Origin of the sequence: Mycolicibacterium phocaicum (genome assembly GCF_010731115.1) — a bacterium.
GTDB lineage: Bacteria > Actinomycetota > Actinomycetes > Mycobacteriales > Mycobacteriaceae > Mycobacterium > Mycobacterium phocaicum.
This window is the reverse complement of the sequence record NZ_AP022616.1, coordinates 3,004,351-3,023,989: the sequence shown is the minus strand read 5'-3', so window position 1 is coordinate 3,023,989 and position 19,639 is coordinate 3,004,351. Positions and strand designations below refer to the sequence as shown.

The following is a 19,639-nucleotide window of genomic DNA, read 5'->3' as shown; positions in this document are numbered from 1 at the left end:
CGGCGCTGAAGTCAACAAGTGTTGGCATACAGTTGTTGGCATGCGTAGATCGTCAGAAGAGACCAAGGCCGTGATCCTCGCCGCCGCCCGGGAGCGGTTCGCGACGACCGGCTACCAGGCGGCCACCATCAGGGCCATCGCCGCGGACGCGCACATCGACCCGTCGATGGTGATGCGGTACTTCGGCAACAAGGACCAATTGTTCGCCGCGGCAGCCGAATTCGACCTGCGCTTCCCTGATCTGTCCGGCGTCCCGAAGGCAGAGGTCGGTGCCACACTGGTCGCACATTTCCTCGACCGCTGGACGCAGGACGACGGACTGATCGTGCTGCTGCGCTCGTCGACCACGAATGCCGACGCCGCGGGGCGTATGCAGAGCATCTTCGCCGAGCAGTTGGGGCCCGCCATCGCCCGGCTCGAGCCCGCCGACCCCGCGCGGTGCGCCGGGCTGATCGCCACTCAGGTGCTCGGGATGGCGATGTGCCGGTTCGTGCTGAAGCTCCCGCCCATCGTCGCGATGAGCGACGACGACCTCGTCCACTGGCTCGCGCCGACGCTGCAGCGCTATCTCGACAAGGCGTGATCAGCTGTCGGGGACGCCGATCCGCCGGTAGCGCTGCAGCCGCACCCCGAGCCGCTGTGCCGCGGGGACGGTGTGCAACGTGTGCAGCTCGGCGGCGATGGTGGCCGACAGCCGCTCGGTGAACCCGGCGGGATTGTCAGCGGCGTCCGGTTCCTCGGGCACGATGACGTCGACGATGCCGGCCTTGAGTAGATCGAGCGACCGAACACCTTGGGCGGCAGCAAGTTCCGGGGCATGGTCGACGTCGCGGTAGACGATGGCGCTGGCGCCTTCCGGTGGCAGCGGAGCCAGCCAGCCGTTCTGGGCGGCCAGCACGCGGTCGGCCGGGACCATCGCCAGCGCCGGGCCGCCGCTGCCCTGACCCAACAGCACCGACACCGTCGGCGTATCGAGCGTGACGAGTTCGGCGAGGCACAGCGCGATCTCCCCGGCGAGCCCGTCCTCCTCGGCCTGCTGCGACAGCGCGGGCCCGGCGGTGTCGATCACCAGCACCAGCGGCAGCTGCAAGCCGGCCGCCAGCGCCATGCCGCGACGGGCCTCCCGCAACGCGCGCGGCCCGACGAGGCCGCCGATCACGCGGCGCTGACCGACCACCACGGCGGGCTGCCCGCCGAACCGGGCCAGCGCCAGCAGCGTCGTTCCCGATTCGCCGCGCCCGGTCCCGGACAGCAGCACCCGGTCCGTCGCCCCGTGCGCCAGCAGGTAGTCCACCCCTGGCCGGTCCGCGCGCCGCGACGCCTCCACCGACTCCCACGCCGGCACTTCAGGGATTTGTGCACGATTTTCCGCGCCCACCGCGGATTTTCGTGCACAAATCCCTGGGTCGGGCGGGTCCGCGACCACCGTCAAAACCCGATTCACGACGCCGCGCAGCTTGTCGAGCGGGACGACGCTGTCGATCACGCCATGGGCGAACAGGTGCTCGGCGGTCTGCACGCCGTCAGGGAACGGCTCGCCGTACAGGTGCTCGTAGACACGCGGCCCGAGGAACCCGATCAGCGCGCCCGGTTCGGCCGCGGTGAGGTGCCCGAGCGATCCCCACGACGCAAACACCCCGCCGGTCGTCGGATGCCGCAGATACACCAGGTACGGCAGGTGCGCCTTCTTGTGCAGCTCGACGGCCGCGGCGATCTTCACCATCTGCAGGAACGCGACGGTGCCCTCCTGCATGCGCGTCCCGCCCGAGGATGGCGACGCGATCAGCGGCAAGCCGAGGGCCGTCGCGCGCTGCACGGAAGCGGTGATCCGCTCGGCGGCGGCCACCCCGATCGAGCCGGCCAGGAAGTCGAACTCGCAGGCCAGCACGGCCACGCGCCGACCGGAGACGGTGCCCTCACCGGTCAGGACCGACTCGTCCAGCCCGGTGCGCAACGTCGCGTCGGCCAGCTCGGCGCGGTAATCGTCGCTGACGGCCACCTCCAGTGGCGGGCCGTCCCAGCTGCGGAACGATCCGTCGTCGAGGATGGCGTCGAAGAACTGACGGGCTCCGGTCCGACTCACCCGGACAGGCTAATCGGCTACCGCCCCGCCCCGGTCCACACTTCGTCGTTTCGCGTCCGGCGTCTGACCTCGGCGGCCTGATCCTTCACCCACATGTCTTCGAACCGCTGCCCCTCCGGCTCGCGGCGAATGCGGTTCATCGCCCGGCTCAGCCACTTCGGCGGGGTGGCCGGCTCGTACATCGGCAGCGCCGAGGCGAGGGAGTACAGCGTCTTGAGCACGACGAACACCCCGAACATCCGGGCGGGGGAATTGGTCACCGCGGCAGCGAAGATGCCGAAGATCAGCGCGAGATGCACCACGCCGACCCGCCCGAAGCTCCGGTTGGCGGTCTGCTCGAGCAGCCCGAACGACCAGCGGCGCAGGTACGGCACATCCACCAGGAAATCGACCGCGACGATGACGAGCATCTGCAGGCAGCCGATGCCCGCGGCGCGCCAGTCCAGGCCGACCAGCTCGGCGTTCCCGTTGTGCGTGAGGATCAGCAGGATCACCGCGATGAAGACGCCGTGCGCCGCGCAGAACACCGCGTTGATGAAGAAGAACCCCTTGATGAAGGAACCGGGCTTGCCTTGGGGCCCCTTCGACTGCGGCGCTTCGTACCGGAAATGCCCGCGGCGCGGGTTCCACCGCTGCTGCAGGACGCCGCGGGCGTAGATGAACAGCAATCCGGCGACGGTCTCGAACCAGTAGACGATCAACGTCGTCGCCGCGGACCACTCCTGCGTGAACCAGCCGACCGCGGGGATCGCGTTGGCCGCGACCAGCGTCAACAGATGGGCGAACTGATTCGCCCGGGGTTGCTCGGGTGGACTGGGCGGCACGCGCCAATCGTCGCACCTGAACACCGGCGCTACTCCGCAACGCGGCTCGGCGCTCGATCGGCGCACCGCCTAGGCTGGCCCAATGATCGGAGTGACCCGGGACGGCAATGTCCTGACCCTGGAAATGCAGCGCCCCGAGCGGCGCAACGCGCTCAACGCCGCGCTCGTCGACGGCGTACGTGAAGAAATCGAGAAGGCCTCGCCGGCGGACACCCGCGCCATCGTGCTGACCGGGCAGGGCACCGTGTTCAGCGCGGGCGCCGACCTGTCCGACGCCGAGGGGGTGGCCAGGGAACTGCCGGACAAGGCGCTGGCCCTGAACCTGGCCATCGACGCCAGCCCGATCCCGATCATCGCGGCGCTCAACGGTCCCGCGATCGGCGCGGGCGTCATCCTGGCCATGATCTGCGACCTGCGGGTCGCCGCACCGGGCGTGTACTTCCAGTTCCCGATCGCCAAATACGGACTGGCGCTGGACAACTGGAGCATCCGCCGGCTGACGTCGCTGGTCGGCCACGGCCGGGCCCGCGCCATGCTGCTCGCCGCCGAGCGCCTCGACTTCGATACCGCCCTGCAGACCGGCATGATCAACCGCACCGGCACGCTGGCCGACGCGCAGGCCTGGGCCGCCGAGATCGCGGGCTACGCGCCGCTGTCGCTGGCGCACTCGAAGCGCGTCCTCAACGACGACGGTGCCTACGACACCGTCCGCGGCGAACACACCCGCATGTTCAACAAGGCCTGGGCCAGCCCCGACGTGATCGAGGCGCAGGTGGCCCGATTCGAGAAGCGGGCGCCGAGGTTCCAGGGCGCCTGATGCTGCGACGGGCACTGCGGCTGATGTGGGGAACGGCGGCGCTGGCAGCCGGCGGCTGGGTGTTGCGGGCGCTCAATGGCGCGCCCGCCGCACTCGGCGCCGGCCCCGTGGACATCAACGCGGTGGCGGCGAACTCGCCCAACTATCACGACGGGTTGTTCGTCAACCTCGAGCCGCCGTCGGGCACCGAACTGAGCCGCGAACAGCAGGCCGGGCTGGTGCGTGACCTGCTGGCCAGCAGCGCGCTGCAGCGCCCGCCGATGCCCATCCCGCTGGTGGTGCCCGATCCGGGCCTCCCGGCGGGCGACCTCGCGGTCACCTGGTTCGGGCACTCCTCGGCGCTGATCGAGATCGACGGCTACCGCGTGCTGGCCGACCCGGTGTGGAGCCGACGATGCTCCCCGTCCCGGCGGGTCGGACCGCAGCGGCTCCACGAGGTGCCGGCGCCGCTGGAGGCGCTGCCGGCCGTCGACGCGGTGATCATCAGCCACGATCACTACGACCACCTCGACATCGACACCGTCACGCAGCTGGCGAGCATGCAGCGGGCCAAGTTCTTCGTGCCGCTGGGTATCGGCGCGCACCTGCGCTGGTGGGGCATCCCGGCCGAGCGCATCGTCGAACTCGACTGGAACCAGAGCGCCAAGCTCGGCGAGCTGACCCTGGTCTGCACCCCGGCCCGGCATTTCTCGGGACGCTTCCTGACCCGCAACACCACCCTGTGGGCGTCGTGGGCGTTGATCGGCCCGCAGCACCGCGCGTTCTTCGGCGGCGACACCGGCTACACCAAGAGCTTCGGCGACATCGGCGCCGACTACGGCCCGTTCGACCTGACCCTCATGCCCATCGGCGCGTACCACCCGGGCTGGCCGGACATCCACATGAACCCGGAGTTCGCGGTCCGGGCGCATCGTGATGTGACCGACAGCGGCCTGCTGGTGCCGATCCACTGGGCGACGTTCCGGCTGGCGCCGCACCCGTGGTCCGAGCCGGTCGAGCGGATGATCGTCGCCGCGCGCGACGAATCGGTGGACGTGGCCGTGCCCATGCCGGGCCAACGGCTGGAACCGGCGCGGCTGCCGGGGCTGGATGAGTGGTGGCGGCCGTCTCAATAGCGATTTGTGCACGATTTTCCGCGCCTGCCGCGGATTTTCGTGCACAAATCCCGACTCGGTGGGGGAATGACGGGTGACTGTCGACGATCCGGAACGTACGACGGATCTCAGCGGACTGTCGGATGACGAGGTCGCCCAGCGCGTCGCCGCCGGCCACACCAACGACGTCCCGACGCGGGCGGCCCGCAGCGTCTCGGAGATCATCCGCGCCAACGTCTTCACGCGGATCAACGCGATCCTCGGGGCGCTGTTCCTGATCGTGCTGGCGACGGGCTCGGTGATCAACGGACTGTTCGGGCTGCTGATCGTCGCCAACAGCGCCATCGGCATCATCCAGGAGCTGCGGGCCAAGCAGACACTGGACCGGCTGGCCATCGTCGGGCAGGCAAAACCGTTGGTGCGCAGGCAGTCCGGCACGAAGGAGCGGCCCGCCGGCGAGGTCGTGCTCGACGATGTCATCGAGCTCGGCCCGGGCGACCAGATCGTGGTCGACGGCGTCGTGCTGGAAGCCGCCAACCTCGAGGTCGACGAGTCACTGCTCACCGGTGAGGCCGACGCCATCGACAAGGCCGTCGGCGACACCGTGATGTCGGGCAGCTTCGTCGTCGCCGGGAGCGGTTCCTACCGCGCCACGAAAGTGGGTCGCGCGGCATACGCGGCCCAATTGGCTGCCGAGGCAAGCAAATTCACCCTGGTGAAGTCCGAGCTGCGCAGCGGTATCAACACCATTCTGCGGTTCATCACCTACCTGCTCTGGCCGGCCGGGGCGCTCATCATCTACACCCAGCTGTTCACCGTCACCGGCGTGGGCTGGAAAGAGTCGGTACTGCGGACGGTTGGTGCGCTGGTGCCGATGGTGCCCGAAGGCCTGGTGCTCATGACGTCGCTGGCATTCGCCGTCGGGGTGGTCCGGCTGGGCCGGCGGCAATGCCTGGTGCAGGAGCTGCCGGCCATCGAGGGCCTGGCCCGCGTCGACGTGGTGTGCGCCGACAAGACCGGCACGCTGACCGAAAACGGCATGCGGGTAAGCAATCTGAGCACCTTTACCTCTGACGACGCCGCGGCGGTGCTGGCCCAGATGGCGGCCGACGACGTCCGGCCCAACGCCAGCATGGCCGCCATCGCCGAGGCCTACAAGCTGCCACCGGGCTGGACCCAGACCGCGAACGCGCCGTTCAAATCGGCGACCAAGTGGAGCGGGGTGTCCTATGGCGAGCACGGCAACTGGGTGCTCGGCGCGCCCGACGTCCTGCTCGCGGCCGGTTCACCCGAGGCCGAGCAAGCCGAACAGATCGGCGCCCAGGGCCTGCGGGTGCTGCTGCTCGGTTCCTCGGACCGTCCCGTCGACGCCCCCGACGCACCCGGGGAAGTGACCCCCGCGGCACTGGTGACCCTCGAGCAGCGCGTCCGCCCCGATGCCGGCGAGACGCTGGACTACTTTGCGCAGCAACATGTCTCGGTCAAGGTGATCTCCGGTGACAACGCGGTGTCGGTGGGCGCCGTGGCCGGGTCGCTCGGCCTCAATGGCGAGACGCTGGACGCCCGCCGGCTTCCCGACGATCCCGAGCAGCTGGCCGAAACCGTCAGCGAATACACCACTTTCGGCCGCGTTCGGCCCGACCAGAAGCGTGCCATGGTGCATGCCCTGCAGTCCCGCGGCCACACCGTCGCGATGACGGGCGACGGCGTCAACGACGTGCTGGCCCTCAAGGACGCCGACATCGGGGTCGCGATGGGATCGGGCAGCTCGGCGACGCGGGCTGTCGCGCAGATCGTCTTGCTGGACAACAAGTTCGCCACGCTGCCCTACGTGGTGGGGGAGGGCCGCCGGGTCATCGGCAATATCGAGCGGGTCTCGAACCTGTTCCTCACCAAGACCGTGTACTCGGTGCTGCTCGCCGTGCTCGTGGGGCTGGCGGGCCTGTCCGCCAGGTTCTTCGGCACCGAGCCGGTGCTCTATCCGTTCCAGCCCATTCACGTCACCATCGCGGCGTGGTTCACCATCGGCATTCCGGCATTCATCCTGTCGCTGGCGCCGAACAATGAACGGGCCCACCACGGTTTCGTGCGCCGGGTGATGACGGCCGCGCTGCCGTCGGGCCTGGTGGTGGGTGCCGCGACGTTCGCCTCGTACCTGCTGGCCTATCACGGGAAGTACGCGGACGCGGTCGAGCAGAACCAGGCGTCCACCGCCGCGCTGATCACGCTGCTGGTGTCGGCGGTGTGGGTGCTGGCGGTGGTGGCACGGCCGTACCAGTGGTGGCGCGTTGTGCTGGTCGCGGCGTCGGCGTTGGCGTATGTGGTGATTTTTTCGATTCCCTGGGCGCAGCAACAGTTCATGCTCGATCCGTCGAACCTGGCGCTGACCTCGGCGGCCGTCGGAATCGGGCTGGTGGGCGCGGGTGCGATCGAGGTGCTGTGGTGGCTGCAGGGTCGCTGGCTGGGCGAGCCGCGACGGTTGTGGCGAACCGATGAGCAATGAAGAATGAGCACGTTCACCGGACAATCCGGCAATAGATAGGGTGGGAATCATGGGATTTCTGGACAAGGTGAAGGACCTGGCGGCGCAGAACGCCGACAAGGTCGAGGCCGCTATCGAGAAGGTCGGCGACATCGTCGACGAGAAGACCGAAGGCAAGTTCAAGGGCGTTGTCGACAGCGCTCAGGAGGCGGCGAAGAAGGCCGTCGCAGGGGACCAGCCTGCCGCTGAGGCTCCTGCCGAGGGGACGCAAGAACAGCAGTAGCCATGGCAAAACTCGCAAGTTCCATCGAAGTACCGCTGTCGCCCGAAAAGGCCTGGGAGGCAGCGTCGGACCTCTCCCGGTATGACGACTGGCTGTCCATCCACCGGATGTGGCGCAGCCCGTTGCCCGAGACCTTGGGGAAGGGCACGCAGATCTCGTCCGTCGTCGAGGTCAAGGGCATGCTGAACCGGGTCGACTGGACCATCGTGCACTACAACCCGCCGGGATCGTTGACTCTCAACGGTGTCGGCAAGGGTGGGGTCCGGGTCAAGTTGATGGCCAAGATCACGCCGGCCGAAGCGGGTTCGAACGTGGCGTTCGACATCCACCTCGGCGGTCCGGCCCTGTTCGGGCCCATCGGCATGGTGGTGGCGGCCGCGCTGCGGTCCGACATCCACCGCTCGCTGGACAAGTTCAAGGAGCTGTTCGCGTCGGTGTAGACCCGTCAGAAAAGGTGGCTGTTGCAGAATCGCGGGCCGCGGTGCGTGACTGAGGGTGCCATTCTCGCGATACTTGGGTGTGGCTCGTGGGTATCGTCCGGTGGTACGTGACCAGCAGTTTCTGTTGCCGCCCAACATGATTGACTGGTTGCCGGAAGATCATCTGGTCTGGTTCGTGATCGAGGTCGTGAAGGCGCTGGATACCGCGGCGTTCCACGCTAACCGCAAGCTGGGCGGTGCCGGCCGGCGGGCGTATGACCCAGACATGCTGCTGGCATTGCTGATCTATGCCTATGCCAGTGGGGAACGCTCATCGCGGCGTATCGAGCAGTTGTGTGTCGACCATGTGGCTTTTCGGGTGCTGTGCGCCCAGGACGCTCCCGATCACAGCGCGATCGCCCGGTTCCGCGCCACGCATCAGGACGCGTTCACAAGCCTGTTCGCCCAGGTGTTGGCGTTGTGCTCGGCGCAGGGGATGGTCAAGGTCGGGGTGGTATCCATCGACGGCAGCAAGATCGCCGCGAACGCGTCCCGAGGAGCCAACCGGTCATCGGAATCGGTGCAACGCGAGGTCGAGCGGATCAGCGCCCAGATCGCGCAGACCGTGGTCGACGAGGCGGTGGCCACTGATGCCGCCGAAGACGCCGAGTCCGGCGACGGGCCAGGCGGCGGTCAGGGGCTGCCCGAGCAGTTCGCCCGTCACAGTGGCCGGGCGGCCAACATCGCCAAAGCCGTCTCTGAGTTGCAGCGCCGCCGCGACGCCGACGCTGCAGCCGATGCGCACGATCAGAAGGCCGCCGAGGAGTACCTGGCCCGGGTCGCCGCTGGCGGCCCGGTCGGGCGGCCCCCGGGCAATGTGGACCCGGTGCGCTACCACCAGGCACGAATTCAGCGTGCCCGCAACAATATTGATCAGGTCGAAGGCGTCCCAGGAGCTGCCGCGGCCAAGACCCGCGGCGATGCCCGATGCAAGATCAAGGCCGCGCAGAAGGACTTGGCCAAGGTCCAGGCGGACATCGCCGCCGGGCATCAGCCTGACCTGCGCGGTAAAGCCGCTCGAGCACGTGATCGGCGTGCGGACCGGGCGCATGCCCGCGGTGCCGTAGCCGATCCGGTGAACATCACCGACCCCGACTCCCGGTTGATGACCGAAGGCAGCGGCGGCGGATCGGTGCAGGCCTACAACGCCCAATTCATTGTCACCGACGATCATTACGTGCTGGGCGTACACACCAGCCAGGACGCCAACGACACCCACTGCTATCTGCCGGCCATCGCCGAAGCCACCACACAGGCTGATGGGCTGGGCAAGAAGATCGGCCTGGTGCTGATGGATTCGGGCTATTTCACCGACGAGAACCTGACCGCCACTGGACCCGAACGGCTCATCGCCCCGGGCAAGAACCGTGACCTGTACGCCGACGTACGTGAGGACCCCACCAGCGGGGAGCCACCACCGGACCTCGATCCTCAAGACGCGATGCGCTACCGGTTACGCAATCCCGCCAACGCCGAACGCTACAAACGCCGCAGCGCTACCGTCGAGCCCGTCTTCGCCCACCTCAAAGAACAGATCAAACTCCGCCGCTTCGCCCGCCGCGGACTGGCTGCGGTGACCGCTGAACTTAACCTCGCCGCCACCGTCATCAACATCCATCGTCTGTACAACACCCAACCGGCCATCTAGGGCCAGCTGGGTGCTGTACAGACCACCAATCGCCTGACACATCAAATAGGGACATAGCAGGCGATTGATCAGTCACCGAAAAAGCAACAGCCACAAGGTGGCGAGAATCTTCGGATTCTCGCCACCTTTTTCCTGTCGACCAAGCCGCGATGAGTTTTCGGCCGCGCCGTTGTCTGTACCGGTGACCACTCCGTCACTCGTCTAGGGAGAACATCATGGCCACTCGTACCGCAACCCCGCTGGGCGCGCCCGTCTGGATCGACCTCGCCACCTCGGATGTGGCCGGCGCCCAGGCGTTTTACCGCACAGTGCTGGGCTGGGACTACGAAAACCCCGGGCCCGGTTACGGCGGCTACCTCAACGCCCGGCGCGACGGCCGCTACGTAGGCGGCATGATGGCGAGCGACCCGGCGTGGAACGCCCCCGACGCCTGGACCGTGTATCTGCACACCGCTGACATCCAGGCCACGATCGACGCCGCGGTCGCCGCCGGCGCCACCACCTGCATTCCGGCCATGGAGGTGCCCGACAAGGGCTGGATGGCCATGCTGACCGACCCGACGGGCGCGTTCTTCGGCCTGTGGCAGCCGACCGGCCACCAGGGCTTCGAGGCGTACGAAGAGGCGGGTGCCCCGGTGTGGTTCCAGCTGACCACAACCGACTTCGCCAAGGCCACCGAGTTCTACACGACGGTGTTCGGCTGGCAGCTGCAGGTCGAGGCCGACAGCCCCGAGTTCCGCTACAGCAACGCCATCTTCGACGGCGAGCCGCTGATCGGCGTGATGGACGGCTCCGTCATCCCCGGCCTGGACCGTTCCACGTGGAACGTCTTCCTCGGCAGCGACGATGTCGACAAGACCATCGAACTGATCACCGCCAACGGCGGCTCTGTCGTGCGCGCCGCCGAGGACACGCCCTACGGCCGGCTGGCGGCCGTCACCGATCCGACGGGCGCCGCGTTCAACCTGTCGTCGATCAAGGGCTGACCGCCGACCCGAGCTTGTGGCCGAACGTCGCGCGGGGTTTCGGCCACAAGCTCATTTTCGATCCCGAAAAAGTGTCCCGATCAGACCGGCGCGGTGCTCCTACCGATATGAACATCCATTGGCGGCACCAGCACCGGGCAACGACGACCTACGAGATCGTCGACCAGCTCCACGATCGCCACGCCGTGGGCGTCACGGCAGACCGCGTGGCGGCGACGGTCGCCGGCTGGCTCGCCGAACTGGATGTGCAGAGCCCGTTGACCGACGAACTGGCCCGCGCGACGCAGCGCGGCGACTGGCCAACCACCCACACCATCTGCGATCAGCTGTCGATCGACCTCATGATCGCGGCGTGACGATGCCCCTACGCCGTCCGCTGACCGGTCAGCAGCGTCTCGATCAGCTCGCGGTACGGGCCGACCAGGTACGCGGTGTCGCCCGCACAGAGCCGGGCGTCGCGCCGCGGCCGCCGATGGGTGGTGCCTGCCCGGGTGAAGGCGATGACCCGGATCTGGGTCCGCACCTCTGCCATCTGCATGCCGTCGAGGGCGCTGCCGGCGTCGACGTGGACGGCGCCCACCGTGAACGACTGCTGTCCCACCGAAAAGGTGCCCAGCACCTGTAATCCCATCGCCGCGCCGACGAACCACGGGGCGGCCAGTTCGACCGTCGACCGGACGTGGGCGAAGCCGAAGCGCCCCGCGACCGCGGCTCCGAGCGTGCGGTCGTAGATGCGCAACACCAGTGGCACGTCGGGCCGGTCGATCTCCGGCAGCACCCGGGGGCTGAGCATCTCGCGCAGCACGATGCCGGTCTCGATGTTGACCATGTCGTCCTGGGTCAGCACGGCGACGGCGCGCGCCCGGTCCAGCCGCGCCAGCTCCAGCGTCTGCCGCAGGGTCGCGTCGCCGAAGATCACCGGGACGTCCAACTGGGCGGCCTGCGCCAGGAACCGGTTGGACTCGTCACGTTCGATGACGGCGACGTCGTAGCCGGCCGCCGCCAGATCGCTGACCACGCGGATACCGAATGAGCCGAGGCCCACCACGACGATGTGGTTGCGCAGATGTTGCACGCGCCGGCGTCCGGAAGAATTGCCCAGACGACGCGACAGCAGCGCGTCGGCGACGAACGCGACCAGGATCGCGGTGGTGGTGACGCCGGCGAACATGAGTCCAATGCCCCACAGCCGCAACCACGTTGGTTGATGCATGAAGCTGAAGTCGCCGTAGCCGACCGTGGCGATGGTCTCGGTGGAGAAGTACAGCGCATCGATCCAGCTCATGCCGGCCGGGTTGTGATACGCGAAGCGCAGCAGCACCGTCGACCCGAGCAGTAGCGACATCGACGTGCCGAGGGCCCACCAGAAGATGGGGTTGATGTCGTCGCGCATGACGCGCAGCGTGTCGATCACGCGCCGCGGCCAGGGGCGGTGGGTTCGGTTGCTCAACGGACGCGGCACCGTGATGCCGGCTTCGGCGAGTTCGTCGGCGGTGCCGATCATGGCGGTCCAGTCGCCGGCGCGAACCTCGAAATCCCTACCGGGACAAGGTGTCACCGCGCCGGGTGTCTCCGAGTTCTCGCCACGGACGACGGCGACGGGCGCCAGATCGCCGAACATCTCGCGCAGCGTGGCGTCACGCGGGGCGTCGGTGCCGGAGATGACGTAGTCCACGCCGGCCACCGAGATGGCGTGGGTGGTGCGGGCCAGGCAGGCCTCGACGACCGACGGCGCGGCCAGGTCGGCGACGTCCAGGACCGCGCCGGGGCCGTTGTCCTCGGCTACCGCAGCGCGCAGCACACTGTTGGCCAGCCGGGTCACCACCCGGACGGTCGGGTTGAGCTCCCTTGCCAACAGGGCGATTTCGAGGTTGACGGCATCGTCGTCACCGGCACACACGATGGCCGCGGCGCTGGTGACGATGGCCGCCTTGAGGCCGGCCGGTTCATGGATCGTCACCACCGTCGCACCCGCCGCCTGCAGCCCCTCGGTGATCCGGCTGGCCAGCGCGTCGGTGCCGCAGACGATGACGTGCCCCTGCATGTGCCCTACCGACCAACCAGCGCGAAGTCGGCGAAGTCGAAGCCGGGCACCACGACACAGCTCACCAGGGTGGGCTCGTCATCCCGGGGACGCGCCCGCTGCCAGTGCCCCGGTGGCACCAGCGCCTGCGGCTGTTCGCCCGCCGCGACGTCGGCGCCGAGCAGGACGGTGCCGGCGGTGTCGCGGTCGGCCCCGACCTCCAGCAGCAGCGGACTGCCGCGGTGGAAGAACCACAGTTCGGCGCTGTGCACGGTGTGCCAGGCGGACTGCTGCCCGGGCATCAGCAGGAACAGGATCGCGGTCCCGGCGCTGCGCGGGCCGGAATACTGCGCGGGCAGCGCGGATTGGGGGACGGTCAGGTCGCTGCGCCAGGTCTCGCGGTACCAGCCGCCTTCCGGATGCGGCGACAGGTCCAGCTGCTGTGCCCAATCAGGGAGATCGGTCATGGCACTTGAGGCTACGGCTGATCAGCTGTGTCGGCCTGCCGGACGGTCTATACGCTCGTGGCATGGAACGGTTGCGGCCCGCCTGGATCGTCGCGCTGTGCGCGCTGGTGCTGTTGGTCAGTGCCTGGTTGCCGTGGCTGTCGAGCCCGGCGGGGCATGCGAACGCCATCGGCGGCAAGGTCGGGCACATCACTGTTCCGCCACCGGGTTTCGGGGTGGGGCAGCTGATGGTGCTGCTGGCCTCATGCCTGCTCGTGGCGGCCACGATGGCCGCGCGCCGGCTGTCGTCGCGCGTCGCTTCCGTTGTGGCCCTGGTGCTTTCGGCCGGGCTGACGGCGCTCGGCGTCTGGTATCACGTGCTGTACGTGCACAGCCCGGTGGTCGCGTCGTACGGGTTGTATGTCGGGCTGGTGGCGGCTGCGCTGGCGATCGTGCTGTCGGTGCTGGCCTCCGTCGTCGCCTGGCGGTCGTGATGGGGTTCGTCGAACCCGTCGTGCTGACGGGGCAGCGGTGGGTGACGCTGGAACCGCTGACCACCGATCACATTCCAGAGATCGCCGAGGCGGCGGCCGACGGTGACCCGGGCCGGTTGTGGTTCACCTCCGCGCCCTCGCCGACGACGGCGGCAGAGTGGGTGCAGGCCCGGTTGGCGGTGCAGCGCCCGGATACCGGGTTGACGTTCGTCGTGCGCGCGCTCGACGGCCGGCTCATCGGCTCGTCCAGCTACCTCAATGTGGACGGCTCCAACCGGCGCCTCGAGATCGGTGCCACCTGGTATGTGGAGTCCGTTCGGCGGACCGGGGTGAACACTGAAACCAAGCTGCTGCTGCTCCGGCACGCTTTTGAAGCGCTCGACTGTATAGCAGTCGAGTTCAGAACCCACTTCTTCAACTCGGCGAGTCGCGCGGCAATTGAGCGGCTCGGAGCCAAGCTCGACGGGGTGCTGCGCTCGCATCAGTTGCTCAGTGACGGTTCTCGCCGGGACACCGTGGTGTATTCGATCCTCGACGTCGAATGGCCCGCAGTGCGCAACAACCTGCAATTCCGTCTGAACCGGTAACTTCGCCCACCCCGGTGATCAGCATCTCTTGAGCAAAACTTGACAGTTTGCCAAGCTATGTTTTTGAATTCGTGTCTAATCGTGACCGAATTGTGATTTGATCCAAGCATCGGTTCGTTCGCTTGATCGGGGGGACGGATGTACGCAATGAGCTTCAAGTCGTATGCGGGTGTCGCGCTCGCGGCCGCGTTGATCGCCGCCGGCGGGATGATGACGGCGCCCGCGAGCAACGCTGATTCGGCGTCGTACGTCGACCCGATGTCCTACGGTCAGCAGACCGGTCAGCCTGCCGGTCAGCAGTACGCCGGCCCCGCCCGGACCATGGGCGCGGTCCAGGCCTCGAACTCCGGCTGGCCGGGCCAGTGCACGTGGGGTGCGCTGCAAATGGCCTTCCAGAACGTGGGCTACTACCCGGACATCCACGGCAATGCCAGGGTCTGGGCTGACGCCGCCCGGTCTCGTGGCTGGACCGTCGTGGACGAACCGCAGGCCCGGTCCATCGCGGTGTACCCGGCCGAACTGCCCGGGGTGAGCCAGTACGGCCATGTGGCCTGGGTGAATTCGGTGTCCGGCCGGTGGATCAACATCACCGAGATGAACAACGAGTCCCACGGCGGGCCGTTCGCCTGGTGGACCCGCGACACCCAGCACATCCCCGGGATGAGCTACATCCTGATTCCCTGACGCCGTTACGGCCGCGCTTCGAAGACGAGGTTGAACGGCGTCTCGGTGGCGCGCCGGAACCGGGTGAAACCGCCTTCGTCGACGACGACGTCGCGCAGCCTGGCCTCCCCGGCCTGCGCGCCGAGCGCCGGCCCATTGCGGGCGAGTGACACCGGCACGCAGATCTGCGACGAGGCGCCGTACATCATGCGGCCGATCGGATTCAGGTTGTCCTGCAACCGATCCCCGGCGAAGGGCTCGACGATCATCGCGATGCCGTCGGGTGTGAGCGCCGCGCGGGTGTGCTGCATGACGCCGACGGGATCAGCCATGTCGTGCAGGCAGTCGAAGAACGCGATCAGGTCGAAATCCTTGTCCGCGTAGCTTGTCGCGTCGGCGACCTCGAACTTGGCGTTGGGCACGCCCGCCTCCGCAGCCCGTTCTGCGGCGACGCGGACCGACTCTGCGTGATAGTCGTAGCCGATGAACGTCGAGTTCGGGTAGGTCTGGGCCATCAGGACGGTGCTGGCACCGTGGCCGCAGCCGACATCGGCGACCTTGGCTCCGGCTTCGAGGCGCTCGACCGCGCCGTCGAGCGCCGGTAGCCATGAGCCGACGAGGTTGGCGTTGTAGCCGGCGCGGAAGAACCGCTCGGTGCCGGCGAACAGGCACGGGTGGTGGTCGCCCCATTCCAGGCCGGCGCCGGTCCTGAAGTTCTCGGTCGTGCGGTCGAGGACATGGAACACCGCCTCGATGATGTTGTAGGCGCCCGGGATGTCGACGGGTCCGTTCGGGTCGGCGAGGCACGCGGCCTGTTCCGGGCTCAGGGACCAGGTGCCGTCGTCCGCGTCGAACTGGACGTAACCACCGGCCGCCTGGTTGGCCAGCCACTCGCGGACGTAGCGCTCCACCGTGCCGGTCTTCTCGGCCAGCTGCGTGGACGTGAGCGGTTGGGCTGCCAGGGCTTTGTACAGCCCCAGGCGGTCGCCCAACAGGATCAGACTGGCGCTCATCGCGGCACCCATGTCCCCGATCGCCATGCCGAGAAACTCGTTGAGCTTGTCTTCATCCACAGGCATGTCTGGACCTCCAGAAATGTGGTTGCCAGATTGACTGTACGACCGCGGAAATTCCTGAACAATGCGTAGTTTTTCGACGCTTGAACGCGTGCTGCGGCAATTGGCGCACGGGCGACGTGCGCTCCGGATTCGGGGCATCTCCGACCGATCCGCGGCGCCGAATGTTATTGATCAAGGGTGCTCGTATCGGTCGGCGTCGTTCAGGTTCGCCAGTGACTCATCAGATGTGGATCGTCGTCGGCATCCTGGCCGGTGCCATCGGCCTGTTCGTGTGGGGGCGTCCGCGCGCCGACATCGTCGGGGTGCTGGTGGTCGTCGCGTTGATGAGCACCGGAGTGCTGACGCCCACGGAAGCGTTGGCGGGGTTCGGCTCGCCGGTGGTGATTCTGCTGGCCGGCATATTCATCGTCAGCGCGGGTCTGGTCAACACCGGGATCACGCAGCGGCTCGGGGAATTCGTCGTCAGGGTCGGTGGCCGTAGCGAAGCGCGGCTCATCGCGTTGGTCATGGTGCTGTCGGCCGGCATCGGCTCGGTCATGAACTCGTCGGCGATCGTCTCGATGCTCATTCCGGTGGTGCTCACCGTCACGGCCGCAACGGGTTTGAACCGTAAGCGCATGCTGATGCCGTTGTGCGTAGCGGTGATGATCAGCGGCATGATGACGTCGATCGCGTCATCGCCGAACATCATCATCGAGGGCATCCTCAGCCAGCGCGGCATCACACCGACGCTCGGCTTCTTCGGCTTCACCCCGTTCGGTGTCGTCACGCTCGCGGTGAGCGTCGTGTTCATGCTCGTGATCGGACGTAACCTGTTGAGCCGCAACCGGACCGGCGCGGCCGACGCGCAGGAGCTGTCCACCTTCGACGTCATCGCGTCCTACGGTCTGCGGCCGCGCTGGCACCTGTTGCACGTGTCCGCCGACTCGCCACTGGTCGGGCAATCGGTTGCCGCGCAACGACAACCGCTGCGCGACCGCTACGGCCTCGAGCTTCTCGGCTTCGAGAAGCACACGCGTGGCGCCGCGCAGTACCTCTCGGCGCGGCCGGAAGCCGTATTCGAGGCGGGCGATCTGGTCTTCACGCTCGTAGACGAACAGCAGACCGCCGCGGTGGCGGTCGACCTGCGGTGCCAGGTGACCGGGCCGCGCGCCGACGATGAGCGCCGCGAAGTACTGCAGAACGTCGGGGTGGCCGAGGTGATGCTGGCGCCGGAGTCGAAGTCGATCGGCATGACGCTCGGCGACCTCGATCTGGCGACCGCCCACAACGTGACCGTGCTGGCGGTCCGGCACCGCGGTCAGAACATCACCGAGAACCTTGCGAGCCGCACGCTCGACTTCGGCGACGCGATGCTGGTGGGCGGCAACTGGGACGACATCGAGCGGCTCAGTGATTCGCGCCGGAACTTCATCCTGCTGAACCTGCCCGCCGAATACGAACAGCGGTTGGTGGCGCCGGGACGGGGCCGTGCCGCGGTGCTCATCCTCATCGCCATGGTCACGTGCATGGCGTTCGGCTGGCTGCCCAGCGCCGACGCCGCGCTGCTCGGTGCGCTCGCCATGGTCGGCGCGGGGTGCGTCCGCGTCGACAGCATCTACCGGCTGATCAGCTGGAGCACCTTGGTCCTGATCGCTGGGATGTTGCCGTTGGCCACGGCGCTGGCCAAGACCGGGACGACGACGCTGATCGCCCGTCACCTCGTCGACACGCTGGGTGATCTCGGCCCGACCGGCATGCTCGCGGTGGTGTTCCTGGTGACCGCGGTGGTTGCCCTGTTCATCTCGAACTCCGCGACCGCCGTGCTCATCGCGCCGGTGGCCATCGAAGCGGCCCAGGCATTGCACGTCTCGCCGCAGGGGTTCGCGATGACGGTCGCCATCGCCTGCTCCGCCGCGTTCGTCACGCCCGTGTCGTCGCCGACGAACATGCTGGTGATGGAGCCCGGCGGCTACCGGTTCTCGGACTACGCGAAAGTCGGTGTGCCGCTGCTGGCGCTGACCATGGTGATCACGGTGGTCATGGCTCGGCTGATCTACCTACCGGGCTAGCGTCCTACGTCGAACGTGGCGGTTGACGAGGCGACACGCGACGCGGAATCCCGGCAAGCGACACGTTCGACGCAGCGACCCGGAAAAAGTGCCCCCGGCAGGATTCGAACCTGCGATGCGTGGAGAACGCCAACCGCGCCGGTGACCAGCAAATACGTTGTGGCACAGCGGATTAACCCCATTTCGTTTGGTACCAACACGCTCAACTGATGCCGCCTACTGCTAGGCTGGAAAGCACGTTAAGAGCACGCGGGTAGCTAACCCGCTGGTCAGCACGCAGTGTGTCAGGAACAAAATGCAGGATTTGAATAGTTGCGCGCTCGAAAGGGTGCGACAACAGAAATGGGGGCGAAAGGTGTTGGAATTCAGCACTGTTCAAAATCTGGACGATGACGGCGCAATACTCGCCACCAAGGCGGTTGGAGGGAGTGGTTCAACCGGCAAGGTTCGGAACCCCAACTACAAGGGCGCGAAAAAGGGCCATCGCGCTTGGGGAACGGTTCGGAAGCTGCCAAGCGGTAAGTACCAAGCGAGCTACATCGGCAAGGATTTGGTACGGCACAAGGCAGACAGCACGTTTGACAACAAAATCAACGCAGAGGGTTGGTTAGCCAACGAAAAGGCGTATGCCGACCGTTGCCGGATGACCGGCGAAGTGTGGAAATCGCCGTCACAGCGGGCCGAAGAGAGTAGAGCGACGGTTCTGCTACTCCGTGACTACGGCAAGCAATGGATTGCGGAGCGAAAGCTCAAGGAATCAACGCGCAACCTCTACACCGGACTATGGACCAACCACATTGAACCGAAGCTAGGCAAAGTGGCCTTGGCAGAACTGTCGGCGCAAGCGGTGCGGAGCTGGTACGCGGATTTTGACGCACAGCAGGAAACCAAGCGCAAGCACGCATACGCATTGCTGCACGCCATCGTGAAAACTGCCCTCAAAGATGAACTGATAGAGCGCAACCCGTGCCAAATCAACGGCGCGATGACCACGCGACGGAAACGTGAGCCTGAGATTCTGACGCTCGCAGAACTGAATACCGTGGTGGACGCCATGCCGGAGCGTTTGAAGGTGGTTGTACTGCTCGCGGTGTACTGCGGTCTGCGATGGGGAGAAGTGTCGGAGCTGCGGAGCACCGATTTCAATGCTGACCTGTCCGTTCTCACTGTCTCTCGCGGCGTGACTCACAAGCCGATTTGCCGCGTGACCTCTACCAAATCGGACAAGACTCGAAAGCTCAATGTGCCGAAGCTGATTCGGCCTGTGATTCGCGAGCATTTGAACCTGTGGGCCAGCGATGACCCAGAACGCAAGGGCCAGCTATTCGTGCCTGTACAGGGCGGTTGCCATCTGAATGACCAGGTTTTCGCTGAGACCTGGTACAAGCCTGCGCTTTCGAAAGCCAATCGTCCTGGCGTCCATTTCCATGACCTGCGCCATACCGGTGCAACTTGGCTCTCACAGGTTGGTGCAACCACCGCAGAGGTACAGGCATTCTTGGGCCACGCCACGCCGCACATGGGTTGCGTCCATCAAGGTGGTGTACGAGTCGGACCTGATCAGCGGTACCGGCGTGTCGTAGCCGAGTGATTGAAGGTC

19 protein-coding genes are annotated in these 19,639 nt (G+C 67.0%); 14 read left to right on the top strand and 5 right to left on the bottom strand.

Annotated features, from left to right (window positions below; translation table 11 throughout):
- The first annotated feature begins 40 nt into the window (after positions 1-40).
- The gene (locus tag G6N46_RS14565; protein ID WP_138247948.1) at positions 41-583 is read left to right on the top strand and encodes a TetR/AcrR family transcriptional regulator; all 543 of its coding nucleotides are present in this window, start codon (positions 41-43) and stop codon (positions 581-583) included.
- On the opposite strand, the gene G6N46_RS14560 is transcribed toward G6N46_RS14565, so the two are convergent.
- Together G6N46_RS14560 and G6N46_RS14555 are read right to left on the bottom strand one after the other, a co-directional pair.
- Positions 584-2,083, bottom strand: a complete 1,500-nt coding sequence (locus G6N46_RS14560; RefSeq protein WP_138247949.1) for a carboxyl transferase domain-containing protein — start codon at positions 2,081-2,083, stop codon at positions 584-586.
- Positions 2,084-2,100: 17 nt separating this feature from the next.
- Positions 2,101-2,907 (bottom strand): DUF6498-containing protein, encoded by an 807-nt coding sequence (locus G6N46_RS14555; protein WP_174814049.1) that lies wholly within the window; start codon positions 2,905-2,907, stop codon positions 2,101-2,103.
- 82 nt (positions 2,908-2,989) lie between these two features.
- Here G6N46_RS14555 and G6N46_RS14550 point away from each other — a divergent pair, with 82 nt between their 5' ends.
- The 8 genes from G6N46_RS14550 (at position 2,990) to G6N46_RS14515 (ending at position 11,052) form a co-directional block, all read left to right on the top strand.
- Entirely contained in the window at positions 2,990-3,724 is a 735-nt protein-coding gene (locus G6N46_RS14550) for an enoyl-CoA hydratase (RefSeq protein WP_061006583.1), read from the top strand.
- The gene (locus G6N46_RS14545; RefSeq protein ID WP_138247950.1) at positions 3,724-4,839 is read left to right on the top strand and encodes an MBL fold metallo-hydrolase; all 1,116 of its coding nucleotides are present in this window, start codon (positions 3,724-3,726) and stop codon (positions 4,837-4,839) included. Before G6N46_RS14550 ends, G6N46_RS14545 begins: the two co-directional genes overlap by 1 nt.
- Before the next feature lie 73 nt (positions 4,840-4,912).
- The gene (locus tag G6N46_RS14540) at positions 4,913-7,321 is read left to right on the top strand and encodes an HAD-IC family P-type ATPase (RefSeq protein ID WP_138247951.1); all 2,409 of its coding nucleotides are present in this window, start codon (positions 4,913-4,915) and stop codon (positions 7,319-7,321) included.
- 49 nt (positions 7,322-7,370) lie between these two features.
- Entirely contained in the window at positions 7,371-7,583 is a 213-nt protein-coding gene (locus tag G6N46_RS14535) for an antitoxin (RefSeq protein ID WP_020098938.1), read from the top strand.
- A 2-nt stretch (positions 7,584-7,585) separates the two neighbouring features.
- Positions 7,586-8,023, top strand: a complete 438-nt coding sequence (locus G6N46_RS14530; RefSeq protein ID WP_073697853.1) for a type II toxin-antitoxin system Rv0910 family toxin — start codon at positions 7,586-7,588, stop codon at positions 8,021-8,023.
- A 148-nt stretch (positions 8,024-8,171) separates the two neighbouring features.
- The gene (locus G6N46_RS14525; protein WP_234880534.1) at positions 8,172-9,710 is read left to right on the top strand and encodes a transposase; all 1,539 of its coding nucleotides are present in this window, start codon (positions 8,172-8,174) and stop codon (positions 9,708-9,710) included.
- 215 nt (positions 9,711-9,925) lie between these two features.
- Entirely contained in the window at positions 9,926-10,696 is a 771-nt protein-coding gene (locus tag G6N46_RS14520) for a VOC family protein (RefSeq protein ID WP_073697854.1), read from the top strand.
- Positions 10,697-10,803: 107 nt separating this feature from the next.
- Entirely contained in the window at positions 10,804-11,052 is a 249-nt protein-coding gene (locus tag G6N46_RS14515; protein WP_073697855.1) for an Rv2628 protein family, read from the top strand.
- A gap of 8 nt (positions 11,053-11,060) precedes the next feature.
- Here the strand turns inward: G6N46_RS14515 and G6N46_RS14510 are convergent, their stop codons facing one another.
- On the bottom strand, positions 11,061-12,740 hold the full coding sequence (locus tag G6N46_RS14510) for an NAD-binding protein (RefSeq protein ID WP_138247953.1): 1,680 nt from the start codon (positions 12,738-12,740) through the stop codon (positions 11,061-11,063).
- 5 nt (positions 12,741-12,745) lie between these two features.
- Positions 12,746-13,186: a cupin domain-containing protein gene (locus G6N46_RS14505; RefSeq protein WP_061004088.1), complete on the bottom strand. Its 441-nt coding sequence runs from the start codon at positions 13,184-13,186 to the stop codon at positions 12,746-12,748.
- A 62-nt stretch (positions 13,187-13,248) separates the two neighbouring features.
- Here G6N46_RS14505 and G6N46_RS14500 point away from each other — a divergent pair, with 62 nt between their 5' ends.
- The 3 genes from G6N46_RS14500 to G6N46_RS14490 all read left to right on the top strand — a co-directional run bounded on the left by G6N46_RS14500 (position 13,249) and on the right by G6N46_RS14490 (position 14,930).
- Positions 13,249-13,659, top strand: a complete 411-nt coding sequence (locus G6N46_RS14500; RefSeq protein ID WP_073697858.1) for a hypothetical protein — start codon at positions 13,249-13,251, stop codon at positions 13,657-13,659.
- Complete coding sequence (locus tag G6N46_RS14495; RefSeq protein ID WP_138247954.1) at positions 13,656-14,246, top strand: GNAT family N-acetyltransferase; 591 nt, start codon at positions 13,656-13,658, stop codon at positions 14,244-14,246. The genes G6N46_RS14500 and G6N46_RS14495 overlap by 4 nt, the downstream gene beginning before the upstream one ends.
- Before the next feature lie 147 nt (positions 14,247-14,393).
- Positions 14,394-14,930 carry a CHAP domain-containing protein gene (locus G6N46_RS14490; protein ID WP_061004081.1) on the top strand — a complete coding sequence of 179 codons (537 nt, stop codon included), beginning with the start codon at positions 14,394-14,396 and terminating at the stop codon, positions 14,928-14,930.
- A 5-nt stretch (positions 14,931-14,935) separates the two neighbouring features.
- Here G6N46_RS14490 and G6N46_RS14485 read toward each other — a convergent pair whose 3' ends face one another.
- The gene (locus G6N46_RS14485; protein ID WP_138247955.1) at positions 14,936-15,988 is read right to left on the bottom strand and encodes a class I SAM-dependent methyltransferase; all 1,053 of its coding nucleotides are present in this window, start codon (positions 15,986-15,988) and stop codon (positions 14,936-14,938) included.
- Between the two features lie 212 nt (positions 15,989-16,200).
- Between G6N46_RS14485 and G6N46_RS14480 the strand changes: the two genes are divergently transcribed.
- Positions 16,201-18,039, top strand: coding sequence for an SLC13 family permease (locus G6N46_RS14480; protein ID WP_163692766.1), 1,839 nt, complete (start codon positions 16,201-16,203; stop codon positions 18,037-18,039).
- 355 nt (positions 18,040-18,394) lie between these two features.
- Positions 18,395-19,630 (top strand): tyrosine-type recombinase/integrase, encoded by a 1,236-nt coding sequence (locus G6N46_RS14475; protein WP_163692764.1) that lies wholly within the window; start codon positions 18,395-18,397, stop codon positions 19,628-19,630.
- The last annotated feature ends 9 nt before the right edge of the window (positions 19,631-19,639 follow it).

What these genes read in the sequence shown, in the direction of transcription:
- G6N46_RS14565 (WP_138247948.1), top strand. Translation starts at nt 41, where the DNA reads ATGCGTAGATCGTCAGAAGAGACCAAGGCCGTGATCCTCGCCGCCGCC.
- G6N46_RS14550 (WP_061006583.1), top strand. Translation starts at nt 2,990, where the DNA reads ATGATCGGAGTGACCCGGGACGGCAATGTCCTGACCCTGGAAATGCAG.
- G6N46_RS14545 (WP_138247950.1), top strand. Translation starts at nt 3,724, where the DNA reads ATGCTGCGACGGGCACTGCGGCTGATGTGGGGAACGGCGGCGCTGGCA.
- G6N46_RS14535 (WP_020098938.1), top strand. Translation starts at nt 7,371, where the DNA reads ATGGGATTTCTGGACAAGGTGAAGGACCTGGCGGCGCAGAACGCCGAC.
- G6N46_RS14530 (WP_073697853.1), top strand. Translation starts at nt 7,586, where the DNA reads ATGGCAAAACTCGCAAGTTCCATCGAAGTACCGCTGTCGCCCGAAAAG.
- G6N46_RS14520 (WP_073697854.1), top strand. Translation starts at nt 9,926, where the DNA reads ATGGCCACTCGTACCGCAACCCCGCTGGGCGCGCCCGTCTGGATCGAC.
- G6N46_RS14515 (WP_073697855.1), top strand. Translation starts at nt 10,804, where the DNA reads ATGAACATCCATTGGCGGCACCAGCACCGGGCAACGACGACCTACGAG.
- G6N46_RS14510 (WP_138247953.1), bottom strand. Translation starts at nt 12,740, where the DNA reads ATGCAGGGGCACGTCATCGTCTGCGGCACCGACGCGCTGGCCAGCCGG.
- G6N46_RS14505 (WP_061004088.1), bottom strand. Translation starts at nt 13,186, where the DNA reads ATGACCGATCTCCCTGATTGGGCACAGCAGCTGGACCTGTCGCCGCAT.
- G6N46_RS14500 (WP_073697858.1), top strand. Translation starts at nt 13,249, where the DNA reads ATGGAACGGTTGCGGCCCGCCTGGATCGTCGCGCTGTGCGCGCTGGTG.
- G6N46_RS14490 (WP_061004081.1), top strand. Translation starts at nt 14,394, where the DNA reads ATGAGCTTCAAGTCGTATGCGGGTGTCGCGCTCGCGGCCGCGTTGATC.
- G6N46_RS14485 (WP_138247955.1), bottom strand. Translation starts at nt 15,988, where the DNA reads ATGCCTGTGGATGAAGACAAGCTCAACGAGTTTCTCGGCATGGCGATC.